Consider the following 24,872-nt stretch of genomic DNA (forward strand, 5'->3'; position numbering starts at 1 on the left):
TCCTGACTGACATCGGCGAGCAATATCTGGGTTGAAGGTCATGACGGCGCGGGGTGGCCGGTCCGGTTTTTTATTGATTGCCCCGCAGCCAAGGTACCGCAAAGCCGGCGTCTTTGTAACCGGACAATGCATTGCCGAGCGGGCATCGGATAAACAAACGGCCCGCTTTCAAGGGCGGGCCGTTGGTGCAGCAGCGCGGAGGGTCAGTCCTGGCGGCTGGTCACTTCCAGCAGGTGATAACCGAACTGGGTTTTCACCGGGCCCTGAACAACGTTCAGCGGTGCGCTGAACACCACGGTGTCGAATTCCTTGACCATTTGACCCGGGCCGAAGGAGCCGAGGTCGCCGCCTTGACGGCTGGACGGGCAGCTGGAATTGGATTTTGCGACTTCAGCAAAATCAGCGCCGCCTTCGATCTGCGTTTTGAGTTCGTTGCACTTGTCTTCGCTGGAAACGAGGATGTGGCGGGCAGTGGCTTTGGCCATTTTGGGTGACTCCTGTGAAAAAAAGAAACGAAGCGTACCGGAATAAGGGCCTCGTTTCCCGAGAAAGTTCAGGCGCCTTTGACGGCCCGTGACAGACGACATCGTCGGTCAAAGCCCTTTGCGGAACAGCAGAGCGGCGTGATCCACGTACAGCTTCACCGGGTCCACCTGCTTGCGGACCAGACCGGCACTCTGGTTGATCGAATCCACGTGGTCCATCGGATAGTCGGAGCGGATGACCTTGCCCAGATGAGAGCTGAAGCGGCCGACCAGGCCGTCATTGGACGCAGCCTCCTTTTCGAACAGCAGTGCATAACTGCGCAGCGCCAGGTGCAGCGGGTCCAGCGCATTGCGGCCCTCGGAAAACAGCGAGCCGTCGATGCACCCGCTCCACGAGTAATAATGAACGCCGTTGACCCGTTCGGCGCCTTCGCCGCCCCATGTTGCGGGCAGTCCTTGGGAATACCTGCGGTTAAAGGCCGCGACGCCCTCGGTCGTCAGCGCATCCAGTGCCTGAACCGGATCCTGTGGAAGGTCCGAGTTACCGCTCAGCAGCGCCAGGAAGTGGGCAAAACCTGCGGTCAGCCGCGACGCCACCGCTTCAGGCATCTGCCCGGGCGTCAGCGCCCGACGTACCCGGTCGGCCACCTCCGATCCGTGATTGGGGCCGCTCACGGAAGTGACCGACGCCACGATATCCGGACGCATCGCAGCGGCATAGCGGGAGGTCAGCGCGCCCTGGCTGTGCCCGATCAAGTTGACCTTCAGGTAACCGGTGCGGCGGAGGAAGCGTTCGATCTGATCAATCAACTGCTCCCCGCGAATTTCGTTATCGTGGACGCCGGACAGCGCCGGCACGTGGACCCTGCATCCGGCTTTCTCCAGCGCCTGGGGGATGGCGTGGAACATTTCAACCTTGCCGATCCGGTCAAAGCCAAACAGCCCGTGGACCAGCAAGATGGGGTATTTGGTGGTGACTTCCTTGTACATGTCGATCATTCCTTCGATATAAAAGAAGGATCGAGCTTAACCAGCGAAGGTCATGGGCGGAGGGCGCAGCGGAGTATGGCCATGCGCCGGTTAGTGCAGGTCGTGGCGAGCGTTTCATCGCTCCAGACCTTGTGTCCCGCAGAGGCAGGAAAAGACGCTGGCGTTGCGGTGCAAATACGCCGAGGGCGCGGGACGCTTTCCCACGAGGGGCGTCTTCGCTGCCACGGGCTGCAGTTGACGGCGACGACGCTTCTGCGGGAAGCCGGACGCATGGCTGCGACCGGCTTCCCGTTTGCAAATGTTACCTGTAGCGCAGTTTGTTCACGCCATCGCGAAGCAGGCGTTCCGTTGACTCCCAGCCCAGGCACGCGTCCGTCACCGACACGCCGTATTTGAGGGGAGCACTCAATGGCTGGCAGCCTTCGAACAGGTGACTCTCCAGCATCATGCCGATCAGTGTCCGGTCACCGGCCAGCCGTTGCTGCAGCACGTCGTTGAAAACGGCGGGCTGACGCAGCGGATCCTTGCCGCTGTTGGCGTGACTGCAATCGACCATGATGCGCGCGGCCATGCGGTGCTTCGCCAGGCTGGCCTTCACCGCTGCAACGCTGGCGGCGTCATAGTTGGGCCCGCCGTGACCGCCGCGCAGCACGATGTGGGTGTCGGGATTGCCCGACGTCTCGATAATCGCCGGGTGGCCCTGAGGGTCCATACCGAAATGCCGGTGGGCGTGGGCCGCCGAGCGAATGGCGTCGCAGGCCACGGAGATGCCGCCGTCGGTGCCGTTCTTGAAACCCGTGGGCACGCCGAGGCCGCTGGCCATCTCCCGATGGATCTGCGATTCGGTGGTTCTTGCGCCAATGGCCACCCAGCTCAACACATCATCGAAGTAACCCGCCGCCATCGGCTGCAGCAACTCCGTGGCGATCGGCAAGCCGAGCCGGACCATCTCACGCATCAACTGCCGTGACAGGGCAAGGCCCTCGGCCATGTCGTCACTGCCGTCCAGCGCGGGATCGTACGCCAGGCCTTTCCAGCCGACGGTAGTGCGCGGCTTCTCGACGTAGGCGCGCATCACCAGCAGCATCTGGTCGCTGACCTCGGCGGCGAGATGCGCCAGGCGTTCGGCGTACTCCACAGCGGCGTGGGGATCGTGGATCGAGCACGGGCCGACAACGACCAGCAGGCGCGAATCTTCACCGTTGAGAATGGCGCGAATCGACTGGCGGTGGGCGGCGACCTGGGCGGTCAGGGCAGCGTCCAGCGGCAGCTGATGTTTCAGCTGGAGGGGCGTGGGCAAGCGTGCCGGGGCAGGGCGGCTGTCATTCAGAGTGACGACGCCGGAGGGCAAGTCGATGAGGGTGTTGCTGACGACGGGCGAATTCATGTGCTGGCTTCCTGGTCGGCGGGTTTGCCCGCGCGGACCTACTGGGGTGTTCGACAATTGGCCGGGTTGGCTGTGAGCAGGGCGATGCCACCTGTCAGTGACCGATCGGAGGCGGCAGGCTGTCCCGAACGGAGGTTGCTAAATCGCCAGGCGAAGTCGGTGTCGTGGCGGTAATAGTGGTGGTGGTTCATGTGCAGCTCCTTGAATCAATCAGTCAGAAATGTGTGGCCCAGAAAAACAAAACCCCCGGTCGGGAAGCCGACCGGGGGTGAGAGTTATCTCTGGTGGGCGTCCCGAAGTTCAGGGCGCCGTTTGGGTATCAGGCGCGCCAGTGGCTAAACCAATACCCATAAAAATAAGAAACAGGAGCGGTAGACGCCGTCGCATTCCAGGCAGCCGCACGCTCAGCCTGACGTGAACCGTCGGCGGCGCTGAACGACTGTAAGGAAAGGGAAGGCAACATGGTCTGACTCCGTGGAATGCCGCCGAGCTTACTTCAGACCGATCGGGTTCTTCAATTGGAAATTACAATCGGGCTGATTGGGGACAACTTGCTTTTAAGCAACCCACAACACGGCAAAAAAAATGAATCAGTCCTCGGGTGCTTCCGACGATACGGCGGTCGGTATCACGCCGATCTTCATCCCCAGTAACACCGCGACTCTGTGGGACTCGCCCCGGCGTCCCTTCTTTCGCCCGGACAACACTTGATAGGTCGTCGCCGGGTCCACGTTGTGCTCCCTGGCAAACTCTTGAACCGATTTGCCTTGCTGTTCCAGCCAAGCCTTGGCTTGTGCGGCGGTACGGATTCCGGGCATAGTTCAAAACCGTTCAAGTTCGTTCAAATTATTTCGATTCTATCACTCAAAAGAGTGATGTCAACAAGGCTATGCATCCAAATGAGTGGAATAGGTGCCCGAATTAGGGAAGAGCGCGAGCGCTTGGGGCTTTCACAACGCGCATTCGGTGAGATCGGTGGCGTGGAAGCCAACGCGCAGGGCAAGTACGAAAACGGTGAACGCACCCCCAAGGCCGATTATCTCGCCCGCGTCGCCCCTCGCGGTGTCGACGTGTTGTACGTGCTGACAGGTTCCCGCACTCCGGTGCCCATTGTCGGCCTGAGCGAAAACGAAGAATGGATGGTGGGGAGTTACCGCAGCCTGGGAAAGGAGGAACAGGATGCCATCTGCCGGTTAACCACGACCCTGGCGGAATATCAGAGTAGTTACGCCCCGGACAGGAAGTTATAAGGCAATCCGGGCGATGCAACGGTCGGGCGTTTGAAGATTTTTATCAAGTTTTGCGGTCGATGATGATAGCGTGTGAACCTCTTTGTAGATCATCTGGTACACATGCACTCGCAGTGCTCCAGAGCAGGTCGCTTACTTTCTTTTCGCTAACGTGGCGGGTCGTCGCCACGCATTGTTCGGTGAGGTGTCTGCTTGATTAGGGTGCTGGTTGTCGATGACCATGATCTGGTTCGGACAGGTATCACGCGCATGTTGGCCGACATCGAAGGCTTGCAGGTGGTGGGACAGGCCGAGTCCGGCGAAGAGTCGTTGCAGAAGGCCCGCGAGCTGAAACCCGACGTCGTGCTGATGGACGTCAAGATGCCTGGCATCGGCGGGCTGGAAGCCACGCGCAAACTCATCCGCAGCCATCCCGACATGAAGGTGGTGGCGGTCACGGTGTGCGAAGAAGACCCGTTCCCGACGCGCCTGCTGCAAGCGGGCGCGGCGGGATACATGACCAAAGGCGCCGGGCTGACCGAGATGGTTCAGGCCATTCGCCTGGTGTTCGCCGGGCAGCGCTACATCAGCCCGCAGATCGCCCAGCAACTGGCGCTCAAATCTTTCCAGCCCCAGACCAGCAATTCGCCGTTCGACCTGTTGTCCGAGCGGGAAATCCAGATTGCCCTTATGATTGTCGGCTGCCAGAAAGTGCAGACGATTTCCGACAAGCTTTGCCTGTCCCCCAAAACCGTGAATACCTACCGGTACCGCATATTCGAGAAGCTGTCGATTAGCAGTGACGTGGAGCTGGCCCTGCTGGCCGTCCGTCATGGCATGGTCGACGCCAGCGCATAAATGACCCAACCGTTTGATCCCAGTGCTTTTCTGTCCACCTGCAGTGGCCGCCCCGGCGTCTATCGGATGTTCGATATCGACGGCAAGCTGCTGTACGTCGGCAAGGCCAAGAATTTAAAGAAGCGCCTCTCCAGCTATTTCCGCAAGACCGGCCATGCACCGAAAACCGGTGCGCTGGTCGCGCGGATCGCTCAGGTTGAAACCACCATCACCGCCAATGAAACCGAGGCGCTGCTGCTGGAACAAACCCTGATCAAGGAGTCGCGTCCGCCGTACAACATCCTGTTGCGCGACGACAAGTCCTACCCGTATGTGCACCTGTCCGACGGCGAATTTCCCCGACTGAGCATTCATCGCGGCGCCAAGAAGGCCAAGGGCCGCTATTTCGGGCCTTACCCTAGCGCCGGCGCGATCCGCGAAAGCCTGAGCATTCTGCAGAAGACCTTCCACGTTCGTCAGTGCGAAGACAGCTTCTACAAAAACCGCACTCGGCCTTGCCTGCAGTATCAGATCAAGCGCTGCAAGGCGCCCTGTGTGAACCTGGTCGAGCCGCAGATCTACAACGAGGATGTGCGTCACTCGGTGATGTTCCTCGAGGGGCGCAGCAATGCCCTCACTGATGAGCTCAACGCGCTGATGGAAAAGTCGGCGATGAACCTCGATTTCGAGCACGCCGCCGAGCTGCGTGATCAGATCGGCCTGCTGCGCCGCGTGCAGGACCAGCAGAGCATGGACGGCGGCACTGGTGACGTCGACGTCGTGGCGGCGTTCGTCAATCCGGGCGGCGCGTGCGTGCACTTGATCAGCGTGCGTGGCGGGCGGGTATTGGGCAGCAAGAATTTCTTCCCCCAGGTCGGGATCGAGGAGGAGGTGGGCGAAGTCATGTCGGCCTTCCTGGCCCAATACTTTTTGGGCGGGGGCGAGCGCGAACTGCCGGGCGAGGTCATCGTCAACGTGGTCAGCGAGGATTTCCCCGCGTTGATCGACGCCATCGATGCTTCACGCGGCCGCGAAATCATCATCAGCCATCGGGTGCGTGGCACCCGCGCGCGCTGGCAGCAACTGGCCGTGACCAACGCCGAGCAGGCACTGATGGCGCGGCTTGCCAATCGTCAGCACGTCACAGCGCGCTTTGAAGCGTTGGCTCAGGTGCTCAACCTCGAGGAGTCGCCGCAGCGTCTGGAATGCTATGACATCAGCCATTCCAGTGGCGAAGCGACGGTGGCGTCGTGCGTGGTGTTCGGTCCCGAGGGCCCTATCAAGTCCGATTACCGCCGCTACAACATTGAAGGCATCACGGCGGGGGACGACTACGCCGCGATGCACCAGGCACTGACGCGTCGCTTCAGCCGCATCAAGGACGGCGAGGGCAAATTGCCGGACATCTTGCTGGTGGACGGGGGCAAGGGCCAGTTGAGCATGGCCCGCGACGTCATGAACGAACTGGCCATCCCCGACCTGATTCTGTTGGGTGTCGCCAAGGGCGCTACGCGCAAGGCCGGTTTCGAGACGTTGTACTTGAACGACGCGGCCCATGAGTTCACCCTCAAGGGCGACTCTCCGGCGCTGCACTTGATCCAGCAGATCCGCGACGAAGCCCACCGGTTCGCCATCACCGGGCACCGTGCACGACGCGGTAAAACCCGTCGAACGTCAACCCTGGAAGGGGTGGCAGGCGTGGGCCCGACCCGGCGCCGCGACCTGCTCAAGCACTTCGGCGGCCTTCAGGAATTGTCCCGTGCCAGCATCGAAGAAATCGCCAAGGCGCCGGGAATCAGCAAAAAGCTCGCAGAGTCGATTTATGCAAACCTGCACAGCGAGTAGAATGCTCGCTCACCTCGTAGCCAGTTGTGCCGATGAATATCCCTAATCTGATCACCGTATTACGTGTCCTGCTGATTCCGATCTTCATTCTGTTGTTCTATCTGCCGTACCACTGGAGCTACATGGCCGCCAGTTCGGTGTTCGCCCTGGCAGCCGCGACCGACTGGCTGGACGGATATCTGGCAAGACGCCTGGAGCAAAGCACACCGTTCGGGGCCTTTCTCGACCCGGTGGCTGACAAACTGATGGTGGCCGTTGCGCTGGTGTTGCTGGTGCAGGCCCACGCCAACCTCTGGCTGACCTTGCCGGCCGCCGTGATCATCGGTCGAGAGATCGTTATCTCGGCGCTGCGCGAGTGGATGGCGGAGCTGGGGGCACGAGCCCAAGTCGCCGTCTCGAACCTGGGCAAATGGAAAACCGCTGCGCAGATGCTCGCGCTGGTCATCCTGTTGGCCAACCCCCCTGCGTTTACCTTCTGGGTGGTGTTGGGTTACGTGCTGCTGATGATCGCGGCGGGCCTTACGCTGTGGTCGATGGTGCAATACCTTCGCGCCGCATGGCCGCATCTGCGCACGACCACCGATGAAAAATAAGTTTTTTTAAATCAAGGGGTTGACGGGGTCATTTGAGTGTATAGAATGGCGCCCACACAAAGCGGGAATAGCTCAGTTGGTAGAGCACGACCTTGCCAAGGTCGGGGTCGCGAGTTCGAGTCTCGTTTCCCGCTCCAGTTTGTATGCGTTTAGCGGTAGTGGTTGGATCGTTGAGCGTTTGAGGCCGAGTAGCAAAATGGTTATGCCGCGGATTGCAAATCCGCTTACGCCGGTTCGATTCCGACCTCGGCCTCCACTATTAAAGCCCGTAAGATCAACGTCTTACGGGCTTTTTTGTGGGCCGTGAAAAAGTAAACGTTCCGCAACTTTGGGCAGGCGTTCCGCAATTCCCTGCCTGCCGGGCGACCATTGGACAGTCGTGGAGCTCCTCGACGTCATCTCAATTTCCCCTAGATTGATCATTTTCATTCCAGCAATTCCGCCTTGCAAAGGACTGCGCCCTCGAAATTTAGAGCGTTTCGAGGTACATTCGTGCGCTTAAGCGGTATCGCGCCAAGTACCGCGATTGGATCTGAACGCACCAAGACGGACCTTTGATGAAAGCTATCCCAGATATACTGCCCGTACACGTCGACACGTCCCAACCACTGGGGCAGGCGGTCGTTGCTATGTTCAAAGGAGTCCAAGAGGAGCTAGAGGTAGAGGGCGCTGCTCCGGGCTCAGTCAAGCTCATTATCTTTGGCGGGGTAGCGGTTAACCTTTACACGAGTCATCGGGTCTCTGTAGATGTTGATGCTGAGGTGTATTATTTTGATAATGCTCTCCCCCTCAGCAAGGATGAGCTAATCGCAAGCTTGGGTGCGACTCCCGAGGAGTTTATAGACCCTTCGACAGGTCGCACGCTGGCTCTAAACTACGATCTAACATTCAATACCACTCTGGGGCCTCTACACGAGGACTATCTGGAGCGGGCGATACGACTTGGGGATTTTGGTGAGTCTTCGCCGATTCATGTGATGATCGCTTCACCGGTGGATTTGGCTATCTCTAAGCTAGCAAGAGCCACTGAACAGGACATCGAGGATATTGAAAAGCTTTTGCGAAGAGGCCTAATGTCCGCCGCGGATCTCAATCGACTAGCTTTACAGGCTATTGACGTGTACGTTGGCAACAAGGAACCCCCAAGCTCGATCCTTCGTAATATTATTGCGGACTACCTGGAGACGAACGATGACGACGAAGCGCGCTAATGCCACCGTCCTCTCGGATGATTTGGACCTGCTGACAAAGCAACCTCTTGATCAAGCTGATGATGCAGTCCTCGTTCGCGCTGCACGCGCTTTTTGGTACTCCTCGGATAATTTAGACTCAGCACTTGACTCATTTTTGCGTGTGAGGCGGAGCGCTGTCGAGGTGCGGAGAGCAGGGTATTTGTTGGAGCGCTTGACTCAATTTACGTGTGCTACGGAGGCCCGCGTCTTTGAAGCGAATCGGGCCCTCAAGCGTGTTGTGGCCCATAAGGCTGATCAGGTGACTGTGAAGGGGCGCGCAGATCGATTGGCTCTTTCATGGGGCTTGGATAAAGGTCTGGGTTTGAAGGTTCAGGCGCTAATGCAATTCCAAACTAGGCACTTCGAAGCTACTCAGCAACAATTGCACACTGCATAAAACTTAGTGCCAAAATCTGACCGTATCCAGCCAAACGTGAACGTGAAACCTAGCTTGAAATAGCTTCTAAGGTTAGAAATGTCTTGACAGACAATGCGCTACAGGGGAACAAAGTTTCTTTTTTGAGTTTAGTTTTACTCAGATGTAATCTTTGCATTAGGCATAATCAGTATTCACCAGAGGATTGGATTGCAAATCCGCTTAGGCCGATTCGATTCCGACCTCTGCCTCCACATTTAAAGCCCGTAAGATCAACGTCTTACGGGCTTTTTTGTGGGTGGTGTTTAGTGAAGCAGGGTAAGCGTCCGGCGAAGTCACCTACCCGATCCCCGCAATAAGGGCGATGTTCTCCACTTAAAAATACGTGGACACCATCGCCCTTACCGTCAGGATTGCCATGCGCCAACGAACCTCTTATCCCAAACCTTTTAAAGCCCAGATCGTCCAGGAATGCCTGCAACCCGGCGTGTCGATGGCCAGCGTAGCCCTGCGCCATGGCATCAACGCCAACCTGGTTCGAAAGTGGATACCTGCTTATCGTGATCGTCAGGCGCCGGCATTGCCCGCTTTCGTTCCGATGAAACTAGAGCCCGCAACTCGGCCCGGTCAGCAAATTCCTGTCTGCATCGAGATCCCTTTCGGGCATCAAAAACTTACCGTGAACTGGCCATCCTCAGACCCTGAAGGGTGCGCCCGTTTTATCCGTGAGTTTGTCCAGTGATCCGCGTCGACGCCATCTGGCTCGCCACAGAGCCCATGGATATGCGCGCCGGTAGGGGCCCAGGTGCTTGCCGGTGCGCGCCGGGTCAAAGTGGCCGCCTGCTGCAAGTGCCGCGACCTTTTTGCCGTCTTTCATGCCTGGGTCGCAACTGGCATTTTCGTGAGCATGAAAGCCATGAATGCCGGCGGGTAGAGATTTTAGCTCGGGGGTGAACACCAGCCCGTAAGCGGTCTCGCTGATGGTGACCTCGCCAACAGGCTGCGGGCTGCCATCAGCGCTCACCATGTTCATCGGAACATTGAGCGATGCCGCCTGAGCGCCCACCGTAAATGCTCCAATCAGGCCCAGCCATAAAGCGGATTTCATAGACACCTCATTTGGTTCGTCAAAAGAAAGGAGCAGCACAGCTGCGACAACGAGTCACCCTAAGCTGCGAGAAAGCATAGACAGGTATCGAGCCTGCGACGGTAAACAAACGTAACCAATTGAATCCGAAAGCTTTGAACTTGCCTCCAGGGCTGCGGGTGTATATATTCCCCACTCTTGTCAGCTGGCCTCGCGATACGACGCGCGAAGGTCGAGGTTGATATGTGCTACCGCCCTGATGGTGAAATTGGTAGACACACCGGACTTAAAATCCGTCGTCCGAAAGGATGTGCCGGTTCGACTCCGGCTCGGGGCACCATTTAAAATCAGGCGCTTACGGGGCATTCCGAAGCGCCTTTTTTCTCTCCAAATTTCCGCAATCGAGAATTCTTTCCGCAATTCACTTTGTGGAGGTGATTTTCTTGCCCCTCCGCTTCCTGATGTAGTGCTCCGTCATGGCGACGGTGGTGTGTCCCAGCTGGTCTTTGGCCTGCAGAATATCCCCGCTGCTTTCCGCCTTGTCGGTGCCTGCCTTGGCGCGCAGATCCCTCATCTGGAAGTCCGCTTTCGGCACGCCCGCGGCTTCCCTGGCATCGTCGAAACGTTTGCGGAGAATGGCGGTGGTCATCGCCGCACCTTCAACGGTGACGATCAATTTTGTCGACCCGATCTTTAGCGCAGTTTTGCGAGCAGATATGCGCGTCAACACCTCCTCCAGTTGTCCTGCCACCTCCATGCGCTGCATCGCCGCCGTTTTATTCTGTCGGATCGACAGGTAGCCACCGACGATGTCTCGCTCGTCCATCTTGAGCACGTCAGCCATCCGCTGCCCAGTTAGATAGGCCAGGTCCATCGTGTCGCGCAGCGGCGCGCAACCCTTCTCGTAGACGCTGGCAAAAACGTCGTCCTCGATGTAGACCCCCCGGCCAGTTTCCTTGTGACCCTTCACGCCGGCGCATGGGTTCGCCAAACTCGTGTAGCCGTACTCCCTTGCGAAGTTCCAGATGGCACTCATCAGGGCTTTCTCGCGATTCGCCCTGATCGGCGCCTTCTTACCTCGTTCGCGCAGGTACTGCTTTATGTGCTGAGGCTCGATTTCGTCGAGGGGGGCGGGCGGATCGTTAAAGAATGCTAGCAGCTGCTTCAGCTCAGCGAGATTGTCCTTCTGCGTCCGCGCCGCCTTCGTTGGGAGAATTTCGACAAGGTATCGGCTCGCCACGTAGGCGAAGGTCACAACTGACTTTACGTGCGCAGTCGCGGTCCGGTCTTTCTCAAGTTTTGCGTATTCCAAAATGGCTAGGCCGTAGTCTTTGCCCAGCGATATCTCCCTGCGTGGCGACCCGCCGAGATCGTAGTAGTAATAAGTCAACTTCCCGCGCTTTCTCTTCCTGAGCTTGGTGATGGCTCCCGGTTCGGTTGGACGTCTTCCCATCACCCAGCCTTACGCGGCTGCCAGCCGCTGTGTTGCTTCAGTTGCTCTTTGGCTCCAATAAGGGCCAAGGTTGTGACGCATGGCCACCCATTACGTTTAACGGTATGGCGGATGCCGTTACGTGCCAGCACCGCGATTTGCCCGGCCTTGGTGCGAGCGCCGGTCAGCTCACACACCTGCGCATGGGTCAGGAACTCGATTGTGCTCATGTGCTACCTCCTTCGGGGGGGCGATGCGGTGTTTGGTGGAAGGATCATTCGGTTCTGAATACTTCATTCTTCACGGCCTTCCAGTCGTCGATATTTGCTACTGGGTCTCTTCCGAACCAGCGCTCTGCTTCTGTCGCCAAGTTCTCGCGGGCCTCGGCCCATGCGCCGCCCAGGCGAAGCGCTTTCACACGGACTTGATCACCGAGGGATTTGCATTTACTCAGGCTGGTTGATGCACTTATGAACATGCAGGTGTCTCCCGCCCGCCGAACACCGGCGGGCATGTGGTAGGGGTATTAGGGCTGTTTGGAAGTTCGAGATTGTTGAGGGCCGGTGCTGTGCGCAGAGCCTGAAGAGCCGCCTCCATAGCGACACTAGCGCCGGAGTGTTGGCGAAAACGCTCCTTTATCGAGCGGAGTGGCTGAATCTGGATCGAGTCAGATATGGTTTGTCGTTTATACTCACTTTTTATCCGTCATCAGGCAATGCCATGGACAGCTTTGAGTTAAATGTTGGGACCGTAAAATACGAAGGTAAAGGAGTTTTGATCAACCAAGGCGGCGCTAACTTCCTTGGTACTGCAGAAAAGCCTATCGTCGTGCATGTGGACACTGATACTGATTGGCCAACTATCATCCCAGCCGGCGCGGGGGTCGTGGTAGCCATTTTGGTGGCCTGGATGACCGTCCGTGTCCAGAAAAATCAGATCCAAGGCAATATAAGCAACTTACGTCATCATTGGATGGCTGAATTAAGGGAGGCTGCTGCAGAGCTTATTCAGTGCACGACTTACATGGTGAACATGTCATCCGTGGATCGAAAGTTTAAATATAGCCCTGAGTATTATCAGTGTTGTGCCAGATCATCACAGCTAAGGGCCAAGGTGGAGTTGTTACTCAGTCGAGACGATGCCCGAGCCAAACAGGTGCGAGACGCCGGTAGTACAGCGCTTCGCGGAGCGATTTCTTGCAAGCATAAGCAGAATACCGGTCCACTTCTTGAAAAAATCAGCATTTACAAAAATCTTCTACGGCGCGAGCTAGAGATGGCCTGGACAGACACGAAAAGAGATCTTGGTATCGATCAAAAATTATTTTTTATACGTTTGTTTAAGAATAAAAAATCCGATGAGATACTGTGACAGGCTCAAAATGGCCACATCGCTTCAATGTGAGTGGCTGCAGCTAAGCAGCGCAAGCCTGCTCCCCAGCAAGGCGCCATGGATCGTTTGCACGCGCGAGGGCGGCCATCGGCGGCGGGCTGACCCTGTTGCCGCACATGTGGACCTGTTCCGTCTTCGTGAACGCCTCCCCGTCGGCACCATGCGTAATGATGTAATCCTGCGGAAAGCCCTGAGCCCGGTACAACTCGGCCGGTCGCAACATCCGCAGCCTGATGTCGACGATCACGTACGGCGTGCCCGTCACCATCACGGTGACCAGGCCGAGGCGATCCTTCGTGGTGTTCGTCGGCGCGGGCTGGTCGCAGCCGCTCATGTTCTCGGTGCCGTAGTAGCTGATCAGGAAAGCCGCGACGCGCAGTGCCCCTTCTGCATGCTCGGGCGATAGATCGAAGCTGACCAAGGAGCTCTTGCCTCCGCCGCCCGCCGTGATGGTCGGCGCCGGCTCGGCCAGGTGCTGGCCAACGCTTGCGCCGTACTGCCGCTCCATGAAGGCGGTAACGAGTCCGTGATGAGTCCCGCCGGCGCTGACCGTGTGAAGCGGATCGGCGGAATCCCGGGCGTCGCAGTTACCGCGCATGTGCAGGAGATGCGCCGTGGCGAGCATCTGGTATCGCCCGGTCGTAAGCGTCGGTACCGGTCCCTCGATGTCTGATGGGGCGTGGCCGGTCGTGTTGGTGACCAGCATCGCCGTCACCAGCTGTTGCTGGCTGCCAGTGTTCGTCACTGTGGTCACCGGGTCTTTGAGGCTTTTCGCGGCGGTGGTGTTGAAGCCGCCGTTCATCTGCGCCATGAACGCGGTGGCGATGCCCATGGCGTGCGCCGCGCCGGCAGGGCGCTGATAGTTGCCGCCGCTGGTGATGGTCGGCAGCGGCTCGTCCAACGCTTTGCCTTCGTCGTTAAACCTGAACTTCACCAGGTGCGCAGAGGCGAGCGCGTGCTTTACGCCTCCAGCGACGACGGTCCCCAGCGGTTGATCTAGTCCCGGCACGCGCGGTTGCTGGCCCTCGCGCTCCCCATAACCGGTTTGAACCAGCGTAGGACTGATCAATGTCAGTTCGCCGCGGTTGGCGCAGGTCACTGTCGGCAGCGGCTCAAGTGGATCGTTAATACGGTCACTGCCCTGATGCGTGGCTGGCGCGATGATGGGGGTCACCACCGAAAACGCGCCGCCTTTCGGGTAGGAAGTCACAGTGCGCAGCGGCTCGTTCAGTGACTGCACCGTCTAAGTCGACCAGTTCGCGATCGGCACAATAAACGGGGCAGGGTGGTCGATGACGAACTTCTTCATGCCCTTGGCGATTCGGCGTTTGGTGGCGTCGGCCAGCTCATCCTTGCGGCCGAAAATGCTCTTGCCCAAATCGCTGAAGTCGATGCACTCGGCGGCGGTGCGGTACTTCAACTGGCCCTTGCCGGGCTTCTTCGCGTGAGTCGGCTCCGGCCAGACGATCGGCAGTCCGTCGCACCGAGCAATCATGAACAGGCGTTCGCGGCTGGTAGGCGCGCCGAAGTCGCACGCCTTGATCACTCGCCACTCGACCACGTAACCGTGCTGCTCCAGCAGCTCCACGAAACGTTTCCAGGTGCTTCCTTTGCGCTTGGGGTCTGGAACGAGGAACTGCTGGCCCACCGGAACGATCTCGCCGGGAGCGGCAACCACCTTCACCAGTACTTGTTTGCCCTTTTTGTTCACGCCGGGCACCAGCTTGATGATGCGGCCGGTCGTTTTGTCGCGCTTCGCGATCAGCGCGCCCCATTGCAGGATCTGCTTCACGTTTTCCAGGCTGATGACTCAAGGCTTCTTCTTGCCTGCCCACTTCAAGCCGATCCACGACAAGTTGCGGATCTCGCGCTTGCGGGGCTGTCCGCCGGCGGCCTGGCTGTGGTGCGTACAGTCCGGCGACATGTGGAACCATCCGACCGCCTTTCCGCCGCACTCGTCGTCCGGATCACCGTCGAACACGTCGGTGGGGAAGTGCTTGGCGCCCGGGTGGTTGATGGTGTGCATGCTGATCGCTTTGGCGCTGTGGTTCTTCGCCACGCTGACCTTGCGACCAAGGCCCATTTCCAGCCCGGTACCGGCGCCGCCACCGCCGCAGAAGAAGTCCACGACGATCTCGTCGTCTTGTGGGTCGAAGCCAAGGCCGTACTGAGTTTTGAAATCGAAGGGGTGTTTCTTCTTATGTTCTGACATAGGGGGGATCTCGCCGGTATAGTTCATGGACGATTAGGGAGTTGGTATGAGTTGGGATTGTATTTCTGCGTGGATCGAGCATCACCCAGGGCTGGCGTCTTGGGTTCAGGCACTCGGATCAATTGCCGCGCTTGGCTTGGCCGTCTGGATACCGGCAAGCCAGCGAAGGTACGAGTTCCGGCGCAATGCCGCTCAGGAGCGCGATCGCTCTGTTGGATATGCAACGAGATTGTTTCTGATGATCAAGGAGTTAGAAACGGCCATCCTTGCGATCAATGATCGTTACCAACTTGGCACAAGTTCTGTAGACCTGCAGATCGCAGTGGTCTTGGAAAGGTTGCTGGACAGATTTCACGACGGTTTTAGAGACGACTTAGACGCTGAGCGGATCATCCTGACCATGGATTTCCGATCACTACTTACAGACTTGATAACTGTGCTCAGAGCAGACCTAGGATTTCCAGGTAAAGATCACCGGGATGGTCAAGTCTCGGAGTTCAAGCAACTCTTTGAGCCGATGCTCGACAACGCAGCTGCTCTTCTTGTAGCTGCAAAGGAAGCGCAGCAGACTACTCATTAAGGTCGAACTCGCCAACGCTTACCGCTCCACAGGAGGGAATAGGGTCATGAGCGAAGACAGGGAAACGGTTTTGCGGATGGCGCTGAATGCGGTGCTGGTTGCGGCGCAGGAATGCTGCGTTGATATCGACGATCTGACCGAACTGGCGATTCAGTCGATGTACGGTGAGCAGTTCTACAATCCGGAGGATGTGGCTGAGGCCTCAACCGCGATAGAGGTGGCGGCTGATGCGCTGCCAGTGATTCATTGATCAGGCTGGCGAATCAATTGGTCCTGGGCTATAAACGTCTGCCGGCAAGGAGCCGGGTGGAGATCCAATGAATCAGCTCGCAGTCACTTTGGTCGTCCTGCTGCTACCTGGGATAATCGCAGCAATAGTTTTCGACAAAATAACCTCCCACTCCAAATGGGATGCGTTCAAATTCGGGCTGTACTCGCTTGTTTTGGGGATCATCTGTTATTCGCTGGAGCAGATAATTTGCTGGGGGGCCGACATTGTCAGGATGATTTCCAAGCCATTGGAGTGGAGCATCCTAACGATTTGGAACAGCGCTCTAAAAACTGAAAGCAGTCTCAGTGCAATAGAGGTGTGCGTAGCGGTTCTGTTATCCCTACCTGTCGCGTTCTTTGCTTCCTATTTGATGAACCACAAGGTATTCAACAAGCTTGCGGGGCGCCTGGGGGTCTCTCAAAAATTCGGCGACGAAAACCTTTTCTCATACTTTATGAATGGAAAAGACGTCGCTTGGGTATACATACGAGACAAAGAGTCAGGACTGACCTACTCAGGCGATGTAGTATCGTTTGCGGAAAACGGCACATGTCATGAAGTCGTTCTGGCTGACGTTCGTGTCTACAGCTACGAAGAATCTGAGTTTCTTTATAGCGTTGAAAGCTTGTATTTGTGCAGACCCTTTGGCTCTATAGTGATCGAAGCGATAGCAAATGAGGATCTTGTAGATGAGTGAAAAATTCAGAGAAGGCCCTGTTCGCGGGGAAAATGGCGGGAAATCTGATCTTTTCAGAGATGGATCCTCTAAGGGTCCAAGCGTCACCGCTGGAAAGCGTCCCGCGCCGCCACCCCCACCAAAGCCCAAGCGCTGATAGATTTCTTGCTGATTCGAGCCTTAAGATTCACTCGGCTTATGGCTCCAGCTCGGAGGTCCCCGCTGCTTCAAGCTCACACGTCATGGCCTCTGTGATTTCGAAGCCTGACGTGTGAGGTTTAAGAATCCTCGCCGCTTCGTCATCCGTAGCGCGCAGCACTTACAACACCAACGTCTGATATAGCTCCTACTCATTGTCGAAGCCGTGCATCTTCAGGAGGTCAGGCAGCTTGGAGGCGACGCCTTGGGCTACCTCAATCGTTACTGTTGCGATTCCCAGCCGATCCTTCTTTTCCTTCTGTCTCAGCCGATACGCAGCAGCGTGCTTTGCGGCTGCTGCCTCTTCCATCTGGTGAATCTCCGACTTGGTGCGCTGGCAAGTGGCGCCAGGTTTGCCGCCTGCGGTGGATGGCGCACCTAAACAACTAGCATTGTCTCTGGCGAGGCAAATCCGGTTGTCTTCGATCATGCTTCGCGCTCACGCAAGGAAACCAAGATGCTCAGCAAGGAAAAGTTCATCGCCAAGTCATTTGCGGTCACTGCAGACGTGTCAGTCGAGACGAAATGGGCAGCCCATATTCCTTCGGTCGACGACCAATTTATCAGGTTCAAGAACGGTAAAAATGTCGACGCTAAGCGCCTTGAAAAAATGTGGCCAGGCCTACCGCAGAGTGAGCTTGACGCAAGTTCAGCGAATCCAACCATTATGGCTGCGACGAAGGGGCAGGGTTGCGTCAACGTCCCAATGCGGGAGATTGCAAGGAGACTTCGCGGCTAGAGCTGGCGTCGGTCTTCTCACCGGGCAGTTTCGCCAGGGAGCCGGTTCGAGACGCGGCGGGCGTCACCTATTCTCTCCCAAATCCAAGCCGATCTGACTCACTCGCTCCGCGCATGCCGGGTTCAGCCAGATGCGCTCGGTCCGGCTTGCCGTGCCGCGCCCTGCGGATATCCGCGCCGACGTGCTGTGGCAGCTCCAGTCAGGGAGCAGTTCGCTGTACAGCTCGCTTGGGTAACCGGACAGCACGACCATTCCTTCTAGCTCGAGCAAAACGCCAAGCAGCTCCCGGTGTTCTTTGTCGTCGATCTCATGCCGGTAATAACGTCCAGTAGATGCGCCCTTATACCTGGTGTCGTGCACATACGGCGGGTCGACGTAATGCAGTGTCGTCGCTGCGTCGTGTGCGGTGATGACCTCAATGGCAGGCCGGTTCTCGATCAAGACGCCGGACAGCCTCTGACCAACCGCCGCGAGCGAGTCGGGGTATTCGGCCCAGAGTGACTGGGCGGTACCGTACTGACGCTTCGTGTCTATTCGGAAGCCGGTGACGCCCTTCGTCGCGCCGGCTGAGCCAAAGCCCATCTGTGCGCGAATGATCGTGCGCCGCGCTCGTTCAATCGGATCAGTTGCCGGTTCCCACGAAAGCTCGAACTCGGCTCGCGAGTAGGGCGTCAGCACCAGTCGCTCGACAAGCGCCTTCCGCGTCGCCGGATCCTGAAGCATCCGGAACAGGTTCACGATGTCCCCATCCAGGTCGTTGTAAACCTCGGCGTAGGCTCGGGGTTTCTGCATGAGCACGCCGGCAGCGCCGCCGAATGATTCGACGTAGCAGGTGTGGGGCGGGAAGTGCTGCAGCACCCACGGTGCGAGTCTGAACTTGGCGCCGTGGTACCGGATGACTGGAGCGGAAATGGTCATGACAATCCTTGAAGCTGCTCCACGGTTACCTTTCTACACTGGCGCGCTTGAGTTGATCGGTCAGTAGAGTCGGCACGCCGTTAATGACCAGCGTGTCATTGTTCTTGTCGTACTTCACCTTCGTGCCCAGCAGGTGCGCTTCAAAGCTGATCGACAGGCCTTCCACGCGCCCGGTGAAGCGTTGGAATCGGTTGAGCGTTCGCTTATCGGCAGGGATCGCCGGGGACAACCCATAGTCCTTGTTGCGGATATGGTCGTAAAAAGACCTGGGTTGATCTTCATCCACCAGTCCGGACAGTTCCTCAAGGATGATTGGCTCGCCCAATTTGGTCTGACTCATCGCATAGTCCACTAGGGTGCGTGTCTTCTCGCGTGCCGCCTCCTCAGGCAGATCCTCGTTTTCCACAAAGTCGCTGAACGCCCTGAGCAAGGTACGGGTTTCGCCAGGAGCGTCGATGGCTTCCTGACAGCCAATGAAGTCACGGAAGCACTCCGTCGCTTTCCTGCCGTTTTTGCCTTTTATGAACGAGATGTACTGCCGAGACGCCGGATTGTTCTGCCATTCGGACAGGTTGATCCGCCCAGCCAAGTGGAGATGATCGACGTCGAGATATTTAGCTGTGATGGTCCGGAGATCTTCGCCAACTGCGATGCCTTCCGATTGCTGAATAACCGCAATGGAAAGGTACTCGGTCATGCCCTGCTGGTAGTGCACGAACAGGACGTGCCCTCCGATGGCGAGTTTTGATTCTTCCATCAAGTGCTGCAAATGCTCGACAGCGGTAAGGCTGAACTCATGGAAGCTGAGCTCGCCGGCAATGTACTTGCTCAGCCAGCCCCGCAGCGGGTGTGCGCCGGACTCTGCGTGGAACAAGCCCCAGGCCTTACCTTGCTTGGCGTTGTAGCTCTCGTTCAGACGCCATAACAGGTCTTCGTTTGCTTGAGAGTCGGGCAGCAGTTCGCTCGCGGTATGAAGCACGGCCGGGCTTCCGTCAGGATTTTTGTCGATCCTGTGTATGATGATTTTGCGGATTGGCATTTCAATTACCTCAGGCGTGTTGATGCCTCCGAGAATTCGATGGCGATTAGGTTGGAGGTGGGCTATATGTGTTGGCCGGCGTGTGGCCGTATCAAGGAGCGTTTAATGAACGTGAACGACTGTTGTGAGAATTCGATGGAGGCCTATGATCTTGATGGTGAGCTTGGGGCTTTCGAGCAGGGTTTTCCTCAGCCAAAATCCAGCGATTTACAGATATCAACATTTAAGTGCACTTCGTGCCGAACGGCATGGCGTCGCTCGGAGAGTGGCGCGACTGGAGGAGTTGTGTGGGAAAACTGCGGAGCTGCTTGAGCGTCCAAGCCGATCTGGGACGGTCGATGCTGCGCTTATCGAACGGAATCACTTGATAACTGGAAGTGAATGTTTATAAAGATGCGGCCAATGAATCGTGTGATTTTGTTTGTGGGTATAGGATTTATTTTTGCTGGGGGGCTAGCTAGCTATCTTGGTTCGGGAGTAACAGCGCAGGACGACCTAAAGCTAGTTGACATATTTTCGATAATCTCAGCCGTGGCCACTGCCGCAGCAGCATTTGCTGCATGGAAGGCAGCTAGTGCAGCGCAAAAACAGTCTTCCAGTACAGAAATTTCTGGAAGAAGACAACAGTATCGCATGCATTTTGAATCTTTCAACGAATGGCTTAACGCTCTAGAAACTGATTTGAAGATTAGTTTCTATCGTCGTCATGAACTATACGAGTCGATGTTTCCGAGCAATCGGAATCCTCGCCTTTCTTTCAGTGAAATAGGTCACGATGAAGTCAAATCCTGGTGGAACTCTTTCGCCCGATTAGCTGATAAAACTTGCGCGCCATCTGAGCAAAGCCGCCGAGACATAGTTGACTGGGTTGGCGGGTACACCGTTCTAAGAGAACGCTTAAGATACACGCAGCTTAACCCCGCTGCGGATCAAATACGCCTATCGGGCGACCGTCCGACAGGCGTCTGCCTGGAAAATTATCAAAAAATAATTCTAACAATGGGCAAGGTTATGGCATCTCTGTCCGACTTCGCATTTTTAGATGGGTGTCCCGGATACCGGGGAATGACCGACGAGTTCAGGTGTAGCTTCAGCGATTTTGTCACCCTGCTGCTGGAGCACCAGTGGCATGAACATCGATATTGCTAGACGCAGAGATACCAAATGCGAGCTCTAGATACCGGTGCCATTAGTGCATGAAGCAGGTCTAGCACTGACTCATACCACCCGCGTCCTCCGCTGAAGCCGGCCACGCTCCGCCGCCGACAACGCACGAGTCCTGCGCTTGAGCACTGTGTCAGGATCAATCCAGTCCCGCCGCTTCGGCGGGATCGGATTTCCGGTAAAGCATTCACCCTGCAAAATCTGACCACCCCGGCTTTCAAACTCCGCCACGGCCTCCGCCAGTTCCGCGGACCTGATACGATTCTGCGCATCAGGATTAAGGCTGAAGCTGATCATGCCGCCACCTGCTGCAGCTCGACGCCGTCCATGCTGAAATCATCGCCGTCAATGAGGACCAAGTCGTCCAGCGCCCCCCAGTTCACGGTCTGCACCGACAGCGGGGCGCGGCCTTCGTAGACCGCCTTCACCAGCGCTTCCAAGTCGGTGACCTTCGCCTCGAGTTTGGTCTGCTTCGGCGGCACTTTCGCCGATGGCGCGGCGTTGGTGACGCGCCGCGCGGGTGGCTCAACCGGGTTGGCAGCAGGAGTAGCCACTGGCGCTTTGCCGACAGCCTCCGCAGCTGCCGCGCGCTCGTTCGCTTCCCGCTCCAATCGCTGGACCTCTTGCTGACGAATCTGCTCGCGCTGCGCCTCAAGGCGAATTTCTTCGGCGCGCTGGTGCTCGCTGATCCGCACCTTGATCAGCGGCACCAGGTCCTCGTTCTCCTTCAGCACCAGTTGCTGCAGATCGTTGAACAAAAACACGTAGTCAGCAGCGAGCTCAGCGAAGCTGTTCAGGTTGGTGCGCATTTTGTCGCCGGTTTGGCTGGCTTCGATTTTCGCCCGGGCCAGTTCGCTGTCCGCAGCATCGCGAAGGCTGGCGATGGTCTTTTTGCCTTTGATGGCGCCGGCGAAGTCAGCAACGATCTTCGGCATCCGCGCCTTGCCGCCGAGGGTGCTGTTGATCTGGTCGATGTGGATCTGCAGCGACTTCGCGGCGGTCGTCACGATGTCTTCCCTGATCGCGACTTTGCGTGCCTTGACCAGTTTGTCGAGCTCCAGTCGCTTAGCGCGCGCCTCGCTGCTGATCTCGTCGATCGCGCGGAAGAGGGCGTCGATGCTCTCGGTCTGGCTCAGCGCGTGGTGGTTCGCCGCTGCCAGGCGACTTTCGACTTCGCCGCACCATTTCACTACACGTATGATTTGATCACATAAAAAACCCGGCCTCCAAGCCGGGTTTTTTGTTACTTAGTTTTGACCCCGTACTGCCCATCGAGCCACGTGTTCAGTTCATCTCTTTTGTGAGGCGCATGACCCGGGGCATCTTCGAGCTTCGCAGCTAGGAGGTCACGATTGGAGTCGCTTATGTCCTTACCCCTTGTTTTCAAGTAATGGTCGATAAAATACTCGACTTCCCAACTTTCAGTCAGCGATACGAAAATCCTGTCGATCTTTCCCCTGTACTTCTTGTTATCGCTACGGTTCCAAGCCATTTTTGGACTCCATTTGTATGTGGCGTGCATGCCACATGCAGTTCATAGCACAAGGTTTTTTTTGGATCCACTAAATTAAGCTTCCGGTAACAAGCAACAACTCTTCGGAGTAAATATGGACCCAGCCGACCTCGGCCCAGGCACGCTCACCTGGCTTGACGGCACCGGAACTGTCTTGCTTTGCGGATTCTCGTGGCTTCGCAAATCCCTATCTTGGGACGTCTTAGACGGAACGATGGATAACGCCGACATCGGCACTGTCCGACGCCTAGCTGAGATGCTCGATTCAGAACGCTCCGCCGCCTGGGCATGTTCGGTGCGCCAGCACACGCTCAGCTTGCCACCGAACTAAAAGGCTGCCAGGTCGAGAAACGCGCCCTGCTGGACGAGAAGCTGCATGGCGGGTTGAGCGACGTTCATAATAGTCCTTGTCTGCCCGTCTGCAGATGCGTTGTTCTCCCATGGCGACAGCGCTAAGCCCAAGCGGGTCGTTCATCGGCGGTCTAACGCCGCTGCTTTCCGCCTTGTCCGCACCTGCCTTCGCACGCGTGTCCCTTATCGGGAGCTCCGCTTTTCACAATACCGATCCTCCCTTCAGTTGAAACTCCCATCTCGCGGACCGATTAAAGACTGTTGGAATAAGTACAGAACGCTTCGCGTTTAGAATCGCATATCTAAAGTTGGTATGCGACGAAAGTCTAAATATTCGTTTAGATTAAAATACCTTACGCAAACAACTCGATTGAATCCGTTGTAAGTTGGATCCTATATATCTTTAAAAGTGGTGATTTATTGCTTGTAGTATTGTCGTTGCTCGCCGCATAGTGTCAATGCGCCACATTCTTGGACGTGCTGCACAATACTGAAAGTCAAAGGGGTTTCTGTATGTTAGCTTCCTTGTCGGTAAAGGCAAAGTTAGTACTGGGTTTTGGCGTGATGGTGCTAATTATTTTTCTGATTTCTGCGTTATCCGTTATTAGTTTAAATGAGTCGAACCTGCGCTTCTCAAACTATGTCGAAGGGTTGAATAAGCGCATGGGGCTGATGAATGATTTGCTGCTTTCCGCGCAGCAGCGCGCTATTTCAGCCCGCAACCTTGTGCTGGTCATTTCCGACACTGATCGACAGTCTGAAGCGGACATCTTGAATGCCGAACATCAGAAGGTGAAAAGTCTGCTCTCAGCATTGGTCGCTGGCGTCAGCGCGTTGCCAGCCTCCGCCGATAACGATAACGCCCGTAAGTTGGTTGCCGAGATTGAGGGGGTCGAGAAAGTCTATGGTCCTGTTGCCCTGGAGATTACCCGGCTGGCCATGAGTGGTGATCGCAGTACCGCAATTACTATGATGAACAATGAATGCCTGCCGCTTTTGAAAAAGCTGGTGGCCAGCGTCACTGATTACAAACGCTTTAATACAAAGATTGCACTGGCCAGCGTTGATGAATCGCAAGTCGAATATAGAAGCAATCAACGTTTCTTGATGTTTATATGCGCATTGGCCATTGCCGTAGGGGTCGCGCTAACCGTTCTTATCGTTCGGGGACTGTCACGCGCCCTGGGTGCAGAGCCCATCCTCTTGTCAACCATCGCTCAGCGCGTTGCAAGTGGTGACCTGCGCCCGATTCCCGGAGCAGAAACCTCAGTGGCCGGTAGCGTGCTCTCTTCCCTGAGTGAGATGCAGTCCCGTCTGAGCCTGCTTATAAGCCAGGTCAACACGTCATCGGCGGTGATCTCTGCTGCTGCAGTGGACCTTTCCGCTGCGACAGAGCAGACCCGCATCGGGGTAGGCAATCAGAGAGTCGAAATCGACCAGGTCGCCACCGCCATCCACGAAATGGTAGCCACGACCCTTGAAGTTGCGCGCAACTCGGAAGAAGCAGCCCATGCGGCACTCAGCGCTAATGCTCAGGCGCAAACCGGCGGCACTATGGCAAAAGACGCAATAGCCCAAATGAAACGTCTGGCTACGGAGGTGTCAAAGTCTTCCGCCGCCATGGCACAACTAAAAAAAGAGAGCTTAAATATAGGTGGGGTGTTGCAAGTCATAACGTCCGTTGCAGATCAAACTAACTTGTTGGCGCTGAATGCTGCTATCGAAGCGGCAAGGGCGGGCGATGCGGGTCGAGGATTTGCGGTGGTGGCGGATGAAGTGAGAACACTTGCCAAACGGACGCAGGGCGCAACCCTGGAAATTGGCGCGCTGACCACCAATCTGCAAAAGATAGCCGAAGAGGCTGCCGGGATGATGGAAGTCTGCCGTGGTTTGACGGAGGAAACTGTCATACAGGTTTCAAACACGGGGCATTCAGTTGAAACCATTGTGGAGATGATTGATAACATCCAGCAGATGGTCAGGCAGATCGCAACCGCCGGTGAGGAGCAAAGCTGTGTCGCTGAGGAGATTAACCGCAGTGTGACGTCGGTTCGTAATATTGCAGATGATTCAGCTTTATCTTGCGAGAGAACGGCCAGTTCGAGTAATAACCTGGCAGAGCTGGGGGTCGTACTCCAGCGGCAAGTAGGCCACTTTAAGGTCTGACAAGATACTTAATACGGTGTCTGTCGGGTTGAAGGATGCACGAACTCAATGGCGCTACTACGTGGCACTGGAACAAATAGCCCGGAGTGTATGAGCGCCAGCGAGAGGCACTTGGGGCAGCCCCAAGTGCCTGTTTCGTTTCAGCGCTGTAACCGAACTT

25 protein-coding genes, 3 tRNA genes and 4 pseudogenes are annotated in these 24,872 nt (G+C 56.8%); 17 read left to right on the plus strand and 15 right to left on the minus strand.

Features of this window, described 5'->3' with window-relative positions:
* Positions 1 to 203: 203 nt before the first annotated feature.
* The 4 genes from BBI10_RS17255 to BBI10_RS17270 all read right to left on the minus strand — a co-directional run bounded on the left by BBI10_RS17255 (position 204) and on the right by BBI10_RS17270 (position 3,680).
* Entirely contained in the window at positions 204 to 485 is a 282-nt protein-coding gene (locus BBI10_RS17255; protein ID WP_065990442.1) for a peptidylprolyl isomerase, read from the minus strand.
* Positions 486 to 593: 108 nt separating this feature from the next.
* Entirely contained in the window at positions 594 to 1,475 is an 882-nt protein-coding gene (locus BBI10_RS17260; protein ID WP_065990444.1) for an esterase/lipase family protein, read from the minus strand.
* A gap of 301 nt (positions 1,476 to 1,776) precedes the next feature.
* On the minus strand, positions 1,777 to 2,862 hold the full coding sequence (locus BBI10_RS17265; protein WP_065990445.1) for a 3-deoxy-7-phosphoheptulonate synthase: 1,086 nt from the start codon (positions 2,860 to 2,862) through the stop codon (positions 1,777 to 1,779).
* Positions 2,863 to 3,452: 590 nt separating this feature from the next.
* The gene (locus tag BBI10_RS17270) at positions 3,453 to 3,680 is read right to left on the minus strand and encodes a DNA-binding protein (protein WP_065990447.1); all 228 of its coding nucleotides are present in this window, start codon (positions 3,678 to 3,680) and stop codon (positions 3,453 to 3,455) included.
* Positions 3,681 to 3,761: 81 nt separating this feature from the next.
* Here BBI10_RS17270 and BBI10_RS17275 point away from each other — a divergent pair, with 81 nt between their 5' ends.
* The 8 genes from BBI10_RS17275 (at position 3,762) to tnpA (ending at position 9,716) form a co-directional block, all read left to right on the plus strand.
* Positions 3,762 to 4,112, plus strand: coding sequence for a helix-turn-helix domain-containing protein (locus BBI10_RS17275; RefSeq protein ID WP_065990449.1), 351 nt, complete (start codon positions 3,762 to 3,764; stop codon positions 4,110 to 4,112).
* Positions 4,113 to 4,304: 192 nt separating this feature from the next.
* Positions 4,305 to 4,949 carry a response regulator transcription factor GacA gene (gene gacA, locus BBI10_RS17280; protein WP_065990451.1) on the plus strand — a complete coding sequence of 215 codons (645 nt, stop codon included), beginning with the start codon at positions 4,305 to 4,307 and terminating at the stop codon, positions 4,947 to 4,949.
* Positions 4,950 to 6,773, plus strand: coding sequence for an excinuclease ABC subunit UvrC (gene uvrC, locus BBI10_RS17285; RefSeq protein ID WP_065990457.1), 1,824 nt, complete (start codon positions 4,950 to 4,952; stop codon positions 6,771 to 6,773).
* Positions 6,774 to 6,805: 32 nt separating this feature from the next.
* Positions 6,806 to 7,366, plus strand: a complete 561-nt coding sequence (gene pgsA / locus BBI10_RS17290) for a CDP-diacylglycerol--glycerol-3-phosphate 3-phosphatidyltransferase (protein WP_065990459.1) — start codon at positions 6,806 to 6,808, stop codon at positions 7,364 to 7,366.
* Between the two features lie 61 nt (positions 7,367 to 7,427).
* A tRNA-Gly gene (locus BBI10_RS17295) sits at positions 7,428 to 7,503 on the plus strand.
* Positions 7,504 to 7,548: 45 nt separating this feature from the next.
* Positions 7,549 to 7,622, plus strand: a tRNA-Cys gene (locus BBI10_RS17300).
* 301 nt (positions 7,623 to 7,923) lie between these two features.
* A complete protein-coding gene (locus BBI10_RS17305; RefSeq protein WP_065990461.1) occupies positions 7,924 to 8,577 on the plus strand; it encodes a DUF6036 family nucleotidyltransferase in 654 nt (217 codons plus the stop codon).
* 815 nt (positions 8,578 to 9,392) lie between these two features.
* A complete protein-coding gene (tnpA, locus tag BBI10_RS26690) occupies positions 9,393 to 9,716 on the plus strand; it encodes an IS66-like element accessory protein TnpA (RefSeq protein WP_065986015.1) in 324 nt (107 codons plus the stop codon).
* A gap of 51 nt (positions 9,717 to 9,767) precedes the next feature.
* Here the strand turns inward: tnpA and BBI10_RS17315 are convergent.
* Positions 9,768 to 10,082: pseudogene (locus BBI10_RS17315) on the minus strand (superoxide dismutase family protein); the annotation flags it as partial.
* Positions 10,083 to 10,314: 232 nt separating this feature from the next.
* Between BBI10_RS17315 and BBI10_RS17320 the strand changes: the two are divergent.
* A tRNA-Leu gene (locus BBI10_RS17320) sits at positions 10,315 to 10,401 on the plus strand.
* 81 nt (positions 10,402 to 10,482) lie between these two features.
* On the opposite strand, the gene BBI10_RS17325 is transcribed toward BBI10_RS17320, so the two are convergent.
* From BBI10_RS17325 to BBI10_RS17335, 3 genes are read right to left on the minus strand one after another with little or no spacing between them, the layout of a single operon-like run.
* Positions 10,483 to 11,514 (minus strand): tyrosine-type recombinase/integrase, encoded by a 1,032-nt coding sequence (locus BBI10_RS17325; RefSeq protein ID WP_065990465.1) that lies wholly within the window; start codon positions 11,512 to 11,514, stop codon positions 10,483 to 10,485.
* Positions 11,514 to 11,723 carry a DUF4224 domain-containing protein gene (locus BBI10_RS17330; protein ID WP_065990467.1) on the minus strand — a complete coding sequence of 70 codons (210 nt, stop codon included), beginning with the start codon at positions 11,721 to 11,723 and terminating at the stop codon, positions 11,514 to 11,516. The genes BBI10_RS17325 and BBI10_RS17330 overlap by 1 nt, the downstream gene beginning before the upstream one ends.
* A gap of 44 nt (positions 11,724 to 11,767) precedes the next feature.
* Complete coding sequence (locus BBI10_RS17335) at positions 11,768 to 11,971, minus strand: hypothetical protein (RefSeq protein ID WP_065990469.1); 204 nt, start codon at positions 11,969 to 11,971, stop codon at positions 11,768 to 11,770.
* 242 nt (positions 11,972 to 12,213) lie between these two features.
* On the opposite strand from BBI10_RS17335, the gene BBI10_RS17340 reads away from it, so the two are divergent.
* Positions 12,214 to 12,864 carry a hypothetical protein gene (locus BBI10_RS17340; RefSeq protein ID WP_065990471.1) on the plus strand — a complete coding sequence of 217 codons (651 nt, stop codon included), beginning with the start codon at positions 12,214 to 12,216 and terminating at the stop codon, positions 12,862 to 12,864.
* 43 nt (positions 12,865 to 12,907) lie between these two features.
* Here the strand turns inward: BBI10_RS17340 and BBI10_RS17345 are convergent.
* Positions 12,908 to 15,097: pseudogene (locus BBI10_RS17345) on the minus strand (DNA cytosine methyltransferase).
* Between the two features lie 46 nt (positions 15,098 to 15,143).
* Between BBI10_RS17345 and BBI10_RS17350 the strand changes: the two are divergent.
* The 3 genes from BBI10_RS17350 (at position 15,144) to BBI10_RS17360 (ending at position 16,645) form a co-directional block, all read left to right on the plus strand.
* On the plus strand, positions 15,144 to 15,677 hold the full coding sequence (locus tag BBI10_RS17350) for a hypothetical protein (protein WP_065990473.1): 534 nt from the start codon (positions 15,144 to 15,146) through the stop codon (positions 15,675 to 15,677).
* Between the two features lie 46 nt (positions 15,678 to 15,723).
* On the plus strand, positions 15,724 to 15,927 hold the full coding sequence (locus tag BBI10_RS17355; RefSeq protein WP_065990475.1) for a hypothetical protein: 204 nt from the start codon (positions 15,724 to 15,726) through the stop codon (positions 15,925 to 15,927).
* Positions 15,928 to 15,994: 67 nt separating this feature from the next.
* On the plus strand, positions 15,995 to 16,645 hold the full coding sequence (locus BBI10_RS17360; RefSeq protein WP_065990477.1) for a hypothetical protein: 651 nt from the start codon (positions 15,995 to 15,997) through the stop codon (positions 16,643 to 16,645).
* A gap of 325 nt (positions 16,646 to 16,970) precedes the next feature.
* On the opposite strand, the gene BBI10_RS17365 is transcribed toward BBI10_RS17360, so the two are convergent.
* Positions 16,971 to 17,252 carry a hypothetical protein gene (locus BBI10_RS17365; RefSeq protein ID WP_065990479.1) on the minus strand — a complete coding sequence of 94 codons (282 nt, stop codon included), beginning with the start codon at positions 17,250 to 17,252 and terminating at the stop codon, positions 16,971 to 16,973.
* A 27-nt stretch (positions 17,253 to 17,279) separates the two neighbouring features.
* On the opposite strand from BBI10_RS17365, the gene BBI10_RS17370 reads away from it, so the two are divergent.
* Positions 17,280 to 17,561 (plus strand): hypothetical protein, encoded by a 282-nt coding sequence (locus BBI10_RS17370; RefSeq protein WP_065990483.1) that lies wholly within the window; start codon positions 17,280 to 17,282, stop codon positions 17,559 to 17,561.
* A 63-nt stretch (positions 17,562 to 17,624) separates the two neighbouring features.
* On the opposite strand, the gene BBI10_RS17375 is transcribed toward BBI10_RS17370, so the two are convergent.
* A complete protein-coding gene (locus BBI10_RS17375) occupies positions 17,625 to 18,479 on the minus strand; it encodes a DNA adenine methylase (RefSeq protein ID WP_065990485.1) in 855 nt (284 codons plus the stop codon).
* A 25-nt stretch (positions 18,480 to 18,504) separates the two neighbouring features.
* Positions 18,505 to 19,518 carry a nucleoid-associated protein YejK gene (gene yejK / locus BBI10_RS17380; protein ID WP_065990487.1) on the minus strand — a complete coding sequence of 338 codons (1,014 nt, stop codon included), beginning with the start codon at positions 19,516 to 19,518 and terminating at the stop codon, positions 18,505 to 18,507.
* A gap of 402 nt (positions 19,519 to 19,920) precedes the next feature.
* Between yejK and BBI10_RS27305 the strand changes: the two genes are divergently transcribed.
* Positions 19,921 to 20,667 (plus strand): hypothetical protein, encoded by a 747-nt coding sequence (locus BBI10_RS27305; protein WP_141695208.1) that lies wholly within the window; start codon positions 19,921 to 19,923, stop codon positions 20,665 to 20,667.
* Between the two features lie 69 nt (positions 20,668 to 20,736).
* Here the strand turns inward: BBI10_RS27305 and BBI10_RS17385 are convergent, their stop codons facing one another.
* The 3 genes and pseudogenes from BBI10_RS17385 to BBI10_RS17395 form a co-directional block, all read right to left on the minus strand.
* Positions 20,737 to 20,979: a hypothetical protein gene (locus tag BBI10_RS17385; protein WP_065990489.1), complete on the minus strand. Its 243-nt coding sequence runs from the start codon at positions 20,977 to 20,979 to the stop codon at positions 20,737 to 20,739.
* Positions 20,976 to 21,878 (minus strand): annotated as a pseudogene (locus BBI10_RS17390) (Heme peroxidase); the annotation flags it as partial. The pseudogene BBI10_RS17390 and the gene BBI10_RS17385, both read right to left, overlap by 4 nt.
* Before the next feature lie 47 nt (positions 21,879 to 21,925).
* Positions 21,926 to 22,174 (minus strand): hypothetical protein, encoded by a 249-nt coding sequence (locus BBI10_RS17395; protein ID WP_065990493.1) that lies wholly within the window; start codon positions 22,172 to 22,174, stop codon positions 21,926 to 21,928.
* 115 nt (positions 22,175 to 22,289) lie between these two features.
* On the opposite strand from BBI10_RS17395, the pseudogene BBI10_RS26695 reads away from it, so the two are divergent.
* Both BBI10_RS26695 and BBI10_RS17400 read left to right on the plus strand, forming a co-directional pair.
* Positions 22,290 to 22,475: pseudogene (locus BBI10_RS26695) on the plus strand (chemotaxis protein); the annotation flags it as partial.
* 584 nt (positions 22,476 to 23,059) lie between these two features.
* Complete coding sequence (locus BBI10_RS17400) at positions 23,060 to 24,712, plus strand: methyl-accepting chemotaxis protein (RefSeq protein ID WP_065990495.1); 1,653 nt, start codon at positions 23,060 to 23,062, stop codon at positions 24,710 to 24,712.
* Positions 24,713 to 24,872: the final 160 nt, after the last annotated feature.

This window comes from Pseudomonas graminis (assembly GCF_001705435.1).
Classification (GTDB): domain Bacteria; phylum Pseudomonadota; class Gammaproteobacteria; order Pseudomonadales; family Pseudomonadaceae; genus Aquipseudomonas; species Aquipseudomonas graminis_B.

What these genes read in the sequence shown, in the direction of transcription:
- BBI10_RS17340 (WP_065990471.1), top strand. Translation starts at nt 12,214, where the DNA reads ATGGACAGCTTTGAGTTAAATGTTGGGACCGTAAAATACGAAGGTAAA.
- BBI10_RS17375 (WP_065990485.1), bottom strand. Translation starts at nt 18,479, where the DNA reads ATGACCATTTCCGCTCCAGTCATCCGGTACCACGGCGCCAAGTTCAGA.
- BBI10_RS17385 (WP_065990489.1), bottom strand. Translation starts at nt 20,979, where the DNA reads ATGATCAGCTTCAGCCTTAATCCTGATGCGCAGAATCGTATCAGGTCC.
- uvrC (WP_065990457.1), top strand. Translation starts at nt 4,950, where the DNA reads ATGACCCAACCGTTTGATCCCAGTGCTTTTCTGTCCACCTGCAGTGGC.
- tnpA (WP_065986015.1), top strand. Translation starts at nt 9,393, where the DNA reads ATGCGCCAACGAACCTCTTATCCCAAACCTTTTAAAGCCCAGATCGTC.
- BBI10_RS17350 (WP_065990473.1), top strand. Translation starts at nt 15,144, where the DNA reads ATGAGTTGGGATTGTATTTCTGCGTGGATCGAGCATCACCCAGGGCTG.
- BBI10_RS17265 (WP_065990445.1), bottom strand. Translation starts at nt 2,862, where the DNA reads ATGAATTCGCCCGTCGTCAGCAACACCCTCATCGACTTGCCCTCCGGC.
- BBI10_RS17275 (WP_065990449.1), top strand. Translation starts at nt 3,762, where the DNA reads ATGAGTGGAATAGGTGCCCGAATTAGGGAAGAGCGCGAGCGCTTGGGG.
- BBI10_RS17270 (WP_065990447.1), bottom strand. Translation starts at nt 3,680, where the DNA reads ATGCCCGGAATCCGTACCGCCGCACAAGCCAAGGCTTGGCTGGAACAG.
- yejK (WP_065990487.1), bottom strand. Translation starts at nt 19,518, where the DNA reads ATGCCAATCCGCAAAATCATCATACACAGGATCGACAAAAATCCTGAC.
- BBI10_RS17370 (WP_065990483.1), top strand. Translation starts at nt 17,280, where the DNA reads ATGCTCAGCAAGGAAAAGTTCATCGCCAAGTCATTTGCGGTCACTGCA.
- pgsA (WP_065990459.1), top strand. Translation starts at nt 6,806, where the DNA reads ATGAATATCCCTAATCTGATCACCGTATTACGTGTCCTGCTGATTCCG.
- BBI10_RS27305 (WP_141695208.1), top strand. Translation starts at nt 19,921, where the DNA reads ATGAATCGTGTGATTTTGTTTGTGGGTATAGGATTTATTTTTGCTGGG.
- BBI10_RS17355 (WP_065990475.1), top strand. Translation starts at nt 15,724, where the DNA reads ATGAGCGAAGACAGGGAAACGGTTTTGCGGATGGCGCTGAATGCGGTG.
- BBI10_RS17305 (WP_065990461.1), top strand. Translation starts at nt 7,924, where the DNA reads ATGAAAGCTATCCCAGATATACTGCCCGTACACGTCGACACGTCCCAA.
- BBI10_RS17335 (WP_065990469.1), bottom strand. Translation starts at nt 11,971, where the DNA reads ATGTTCATAAGTGCATCAACCAGCCTGAGTAAATGCAAATCCCTCGGT.
- BBI10_RS17330 (WP_065990467.1), bottom strand. Translation starts at nt 11,723, where the DNA reads ATGAGCACAATCGAGTTCCTGACCCATGCGCAGGTGTGTGAGCTGACC.
- BBI10_RS17325 (WP_065990465.1), bottom strand. Translation starts at nt 11,514, where the DNA reads ATGGGAAGACGTCCAACCGAACCGGGAGCCATCACCAAGCTCAGGAAG.
- BBI10_RS17365 (WP_065990479.1), bottom strand. Translation starts at nt 17,252, where the DNA reads ATGATCGAAGACAACCGGATTTGCCTCGCCAGAGACAATGCTAGTTGT.
- BBI10_RS17360 (WP_065990477.1), top strand. Translation starts at nt 15,995, where the DNA reads ATGAATCAGCTCGCAGTCACTTTGGTCGTCCTGCTGCTACCTGGGATA.
- BBI10_RS17400 (WP_065990495.1), top strand. Translation starts at nt 23,060, where the DNA reads ATGTTAGCTTCCTTGTCGGTAAAGGCAAAGTTAGTACTGGGTTTTGGC.
- BBI10_RS17260 (WP_065990444.1), bottom strand. Translation starts at nt 1,475, where the DNA reads ATGTACAAGGAAGTCACCACCAAATACCCCATCTTGCTGGTCCACGGG.
- BBI10_RS17255 (WP_065990442.1), bottom strand. Translation starts at nt 485, where the DNA reads ATGGCCAAAGCCACTGCCCGCCACATCCTCGTTTCCAGCGAAGACAAG.
- BBI10_RS17395 (WP_065990493.1), bottom strand. Translation starts at nt 22,174, where the DNA reads ATGGCTTGGAACCGTAGCGATAACAAGAAGTACAGGGGAAAGATCGAC.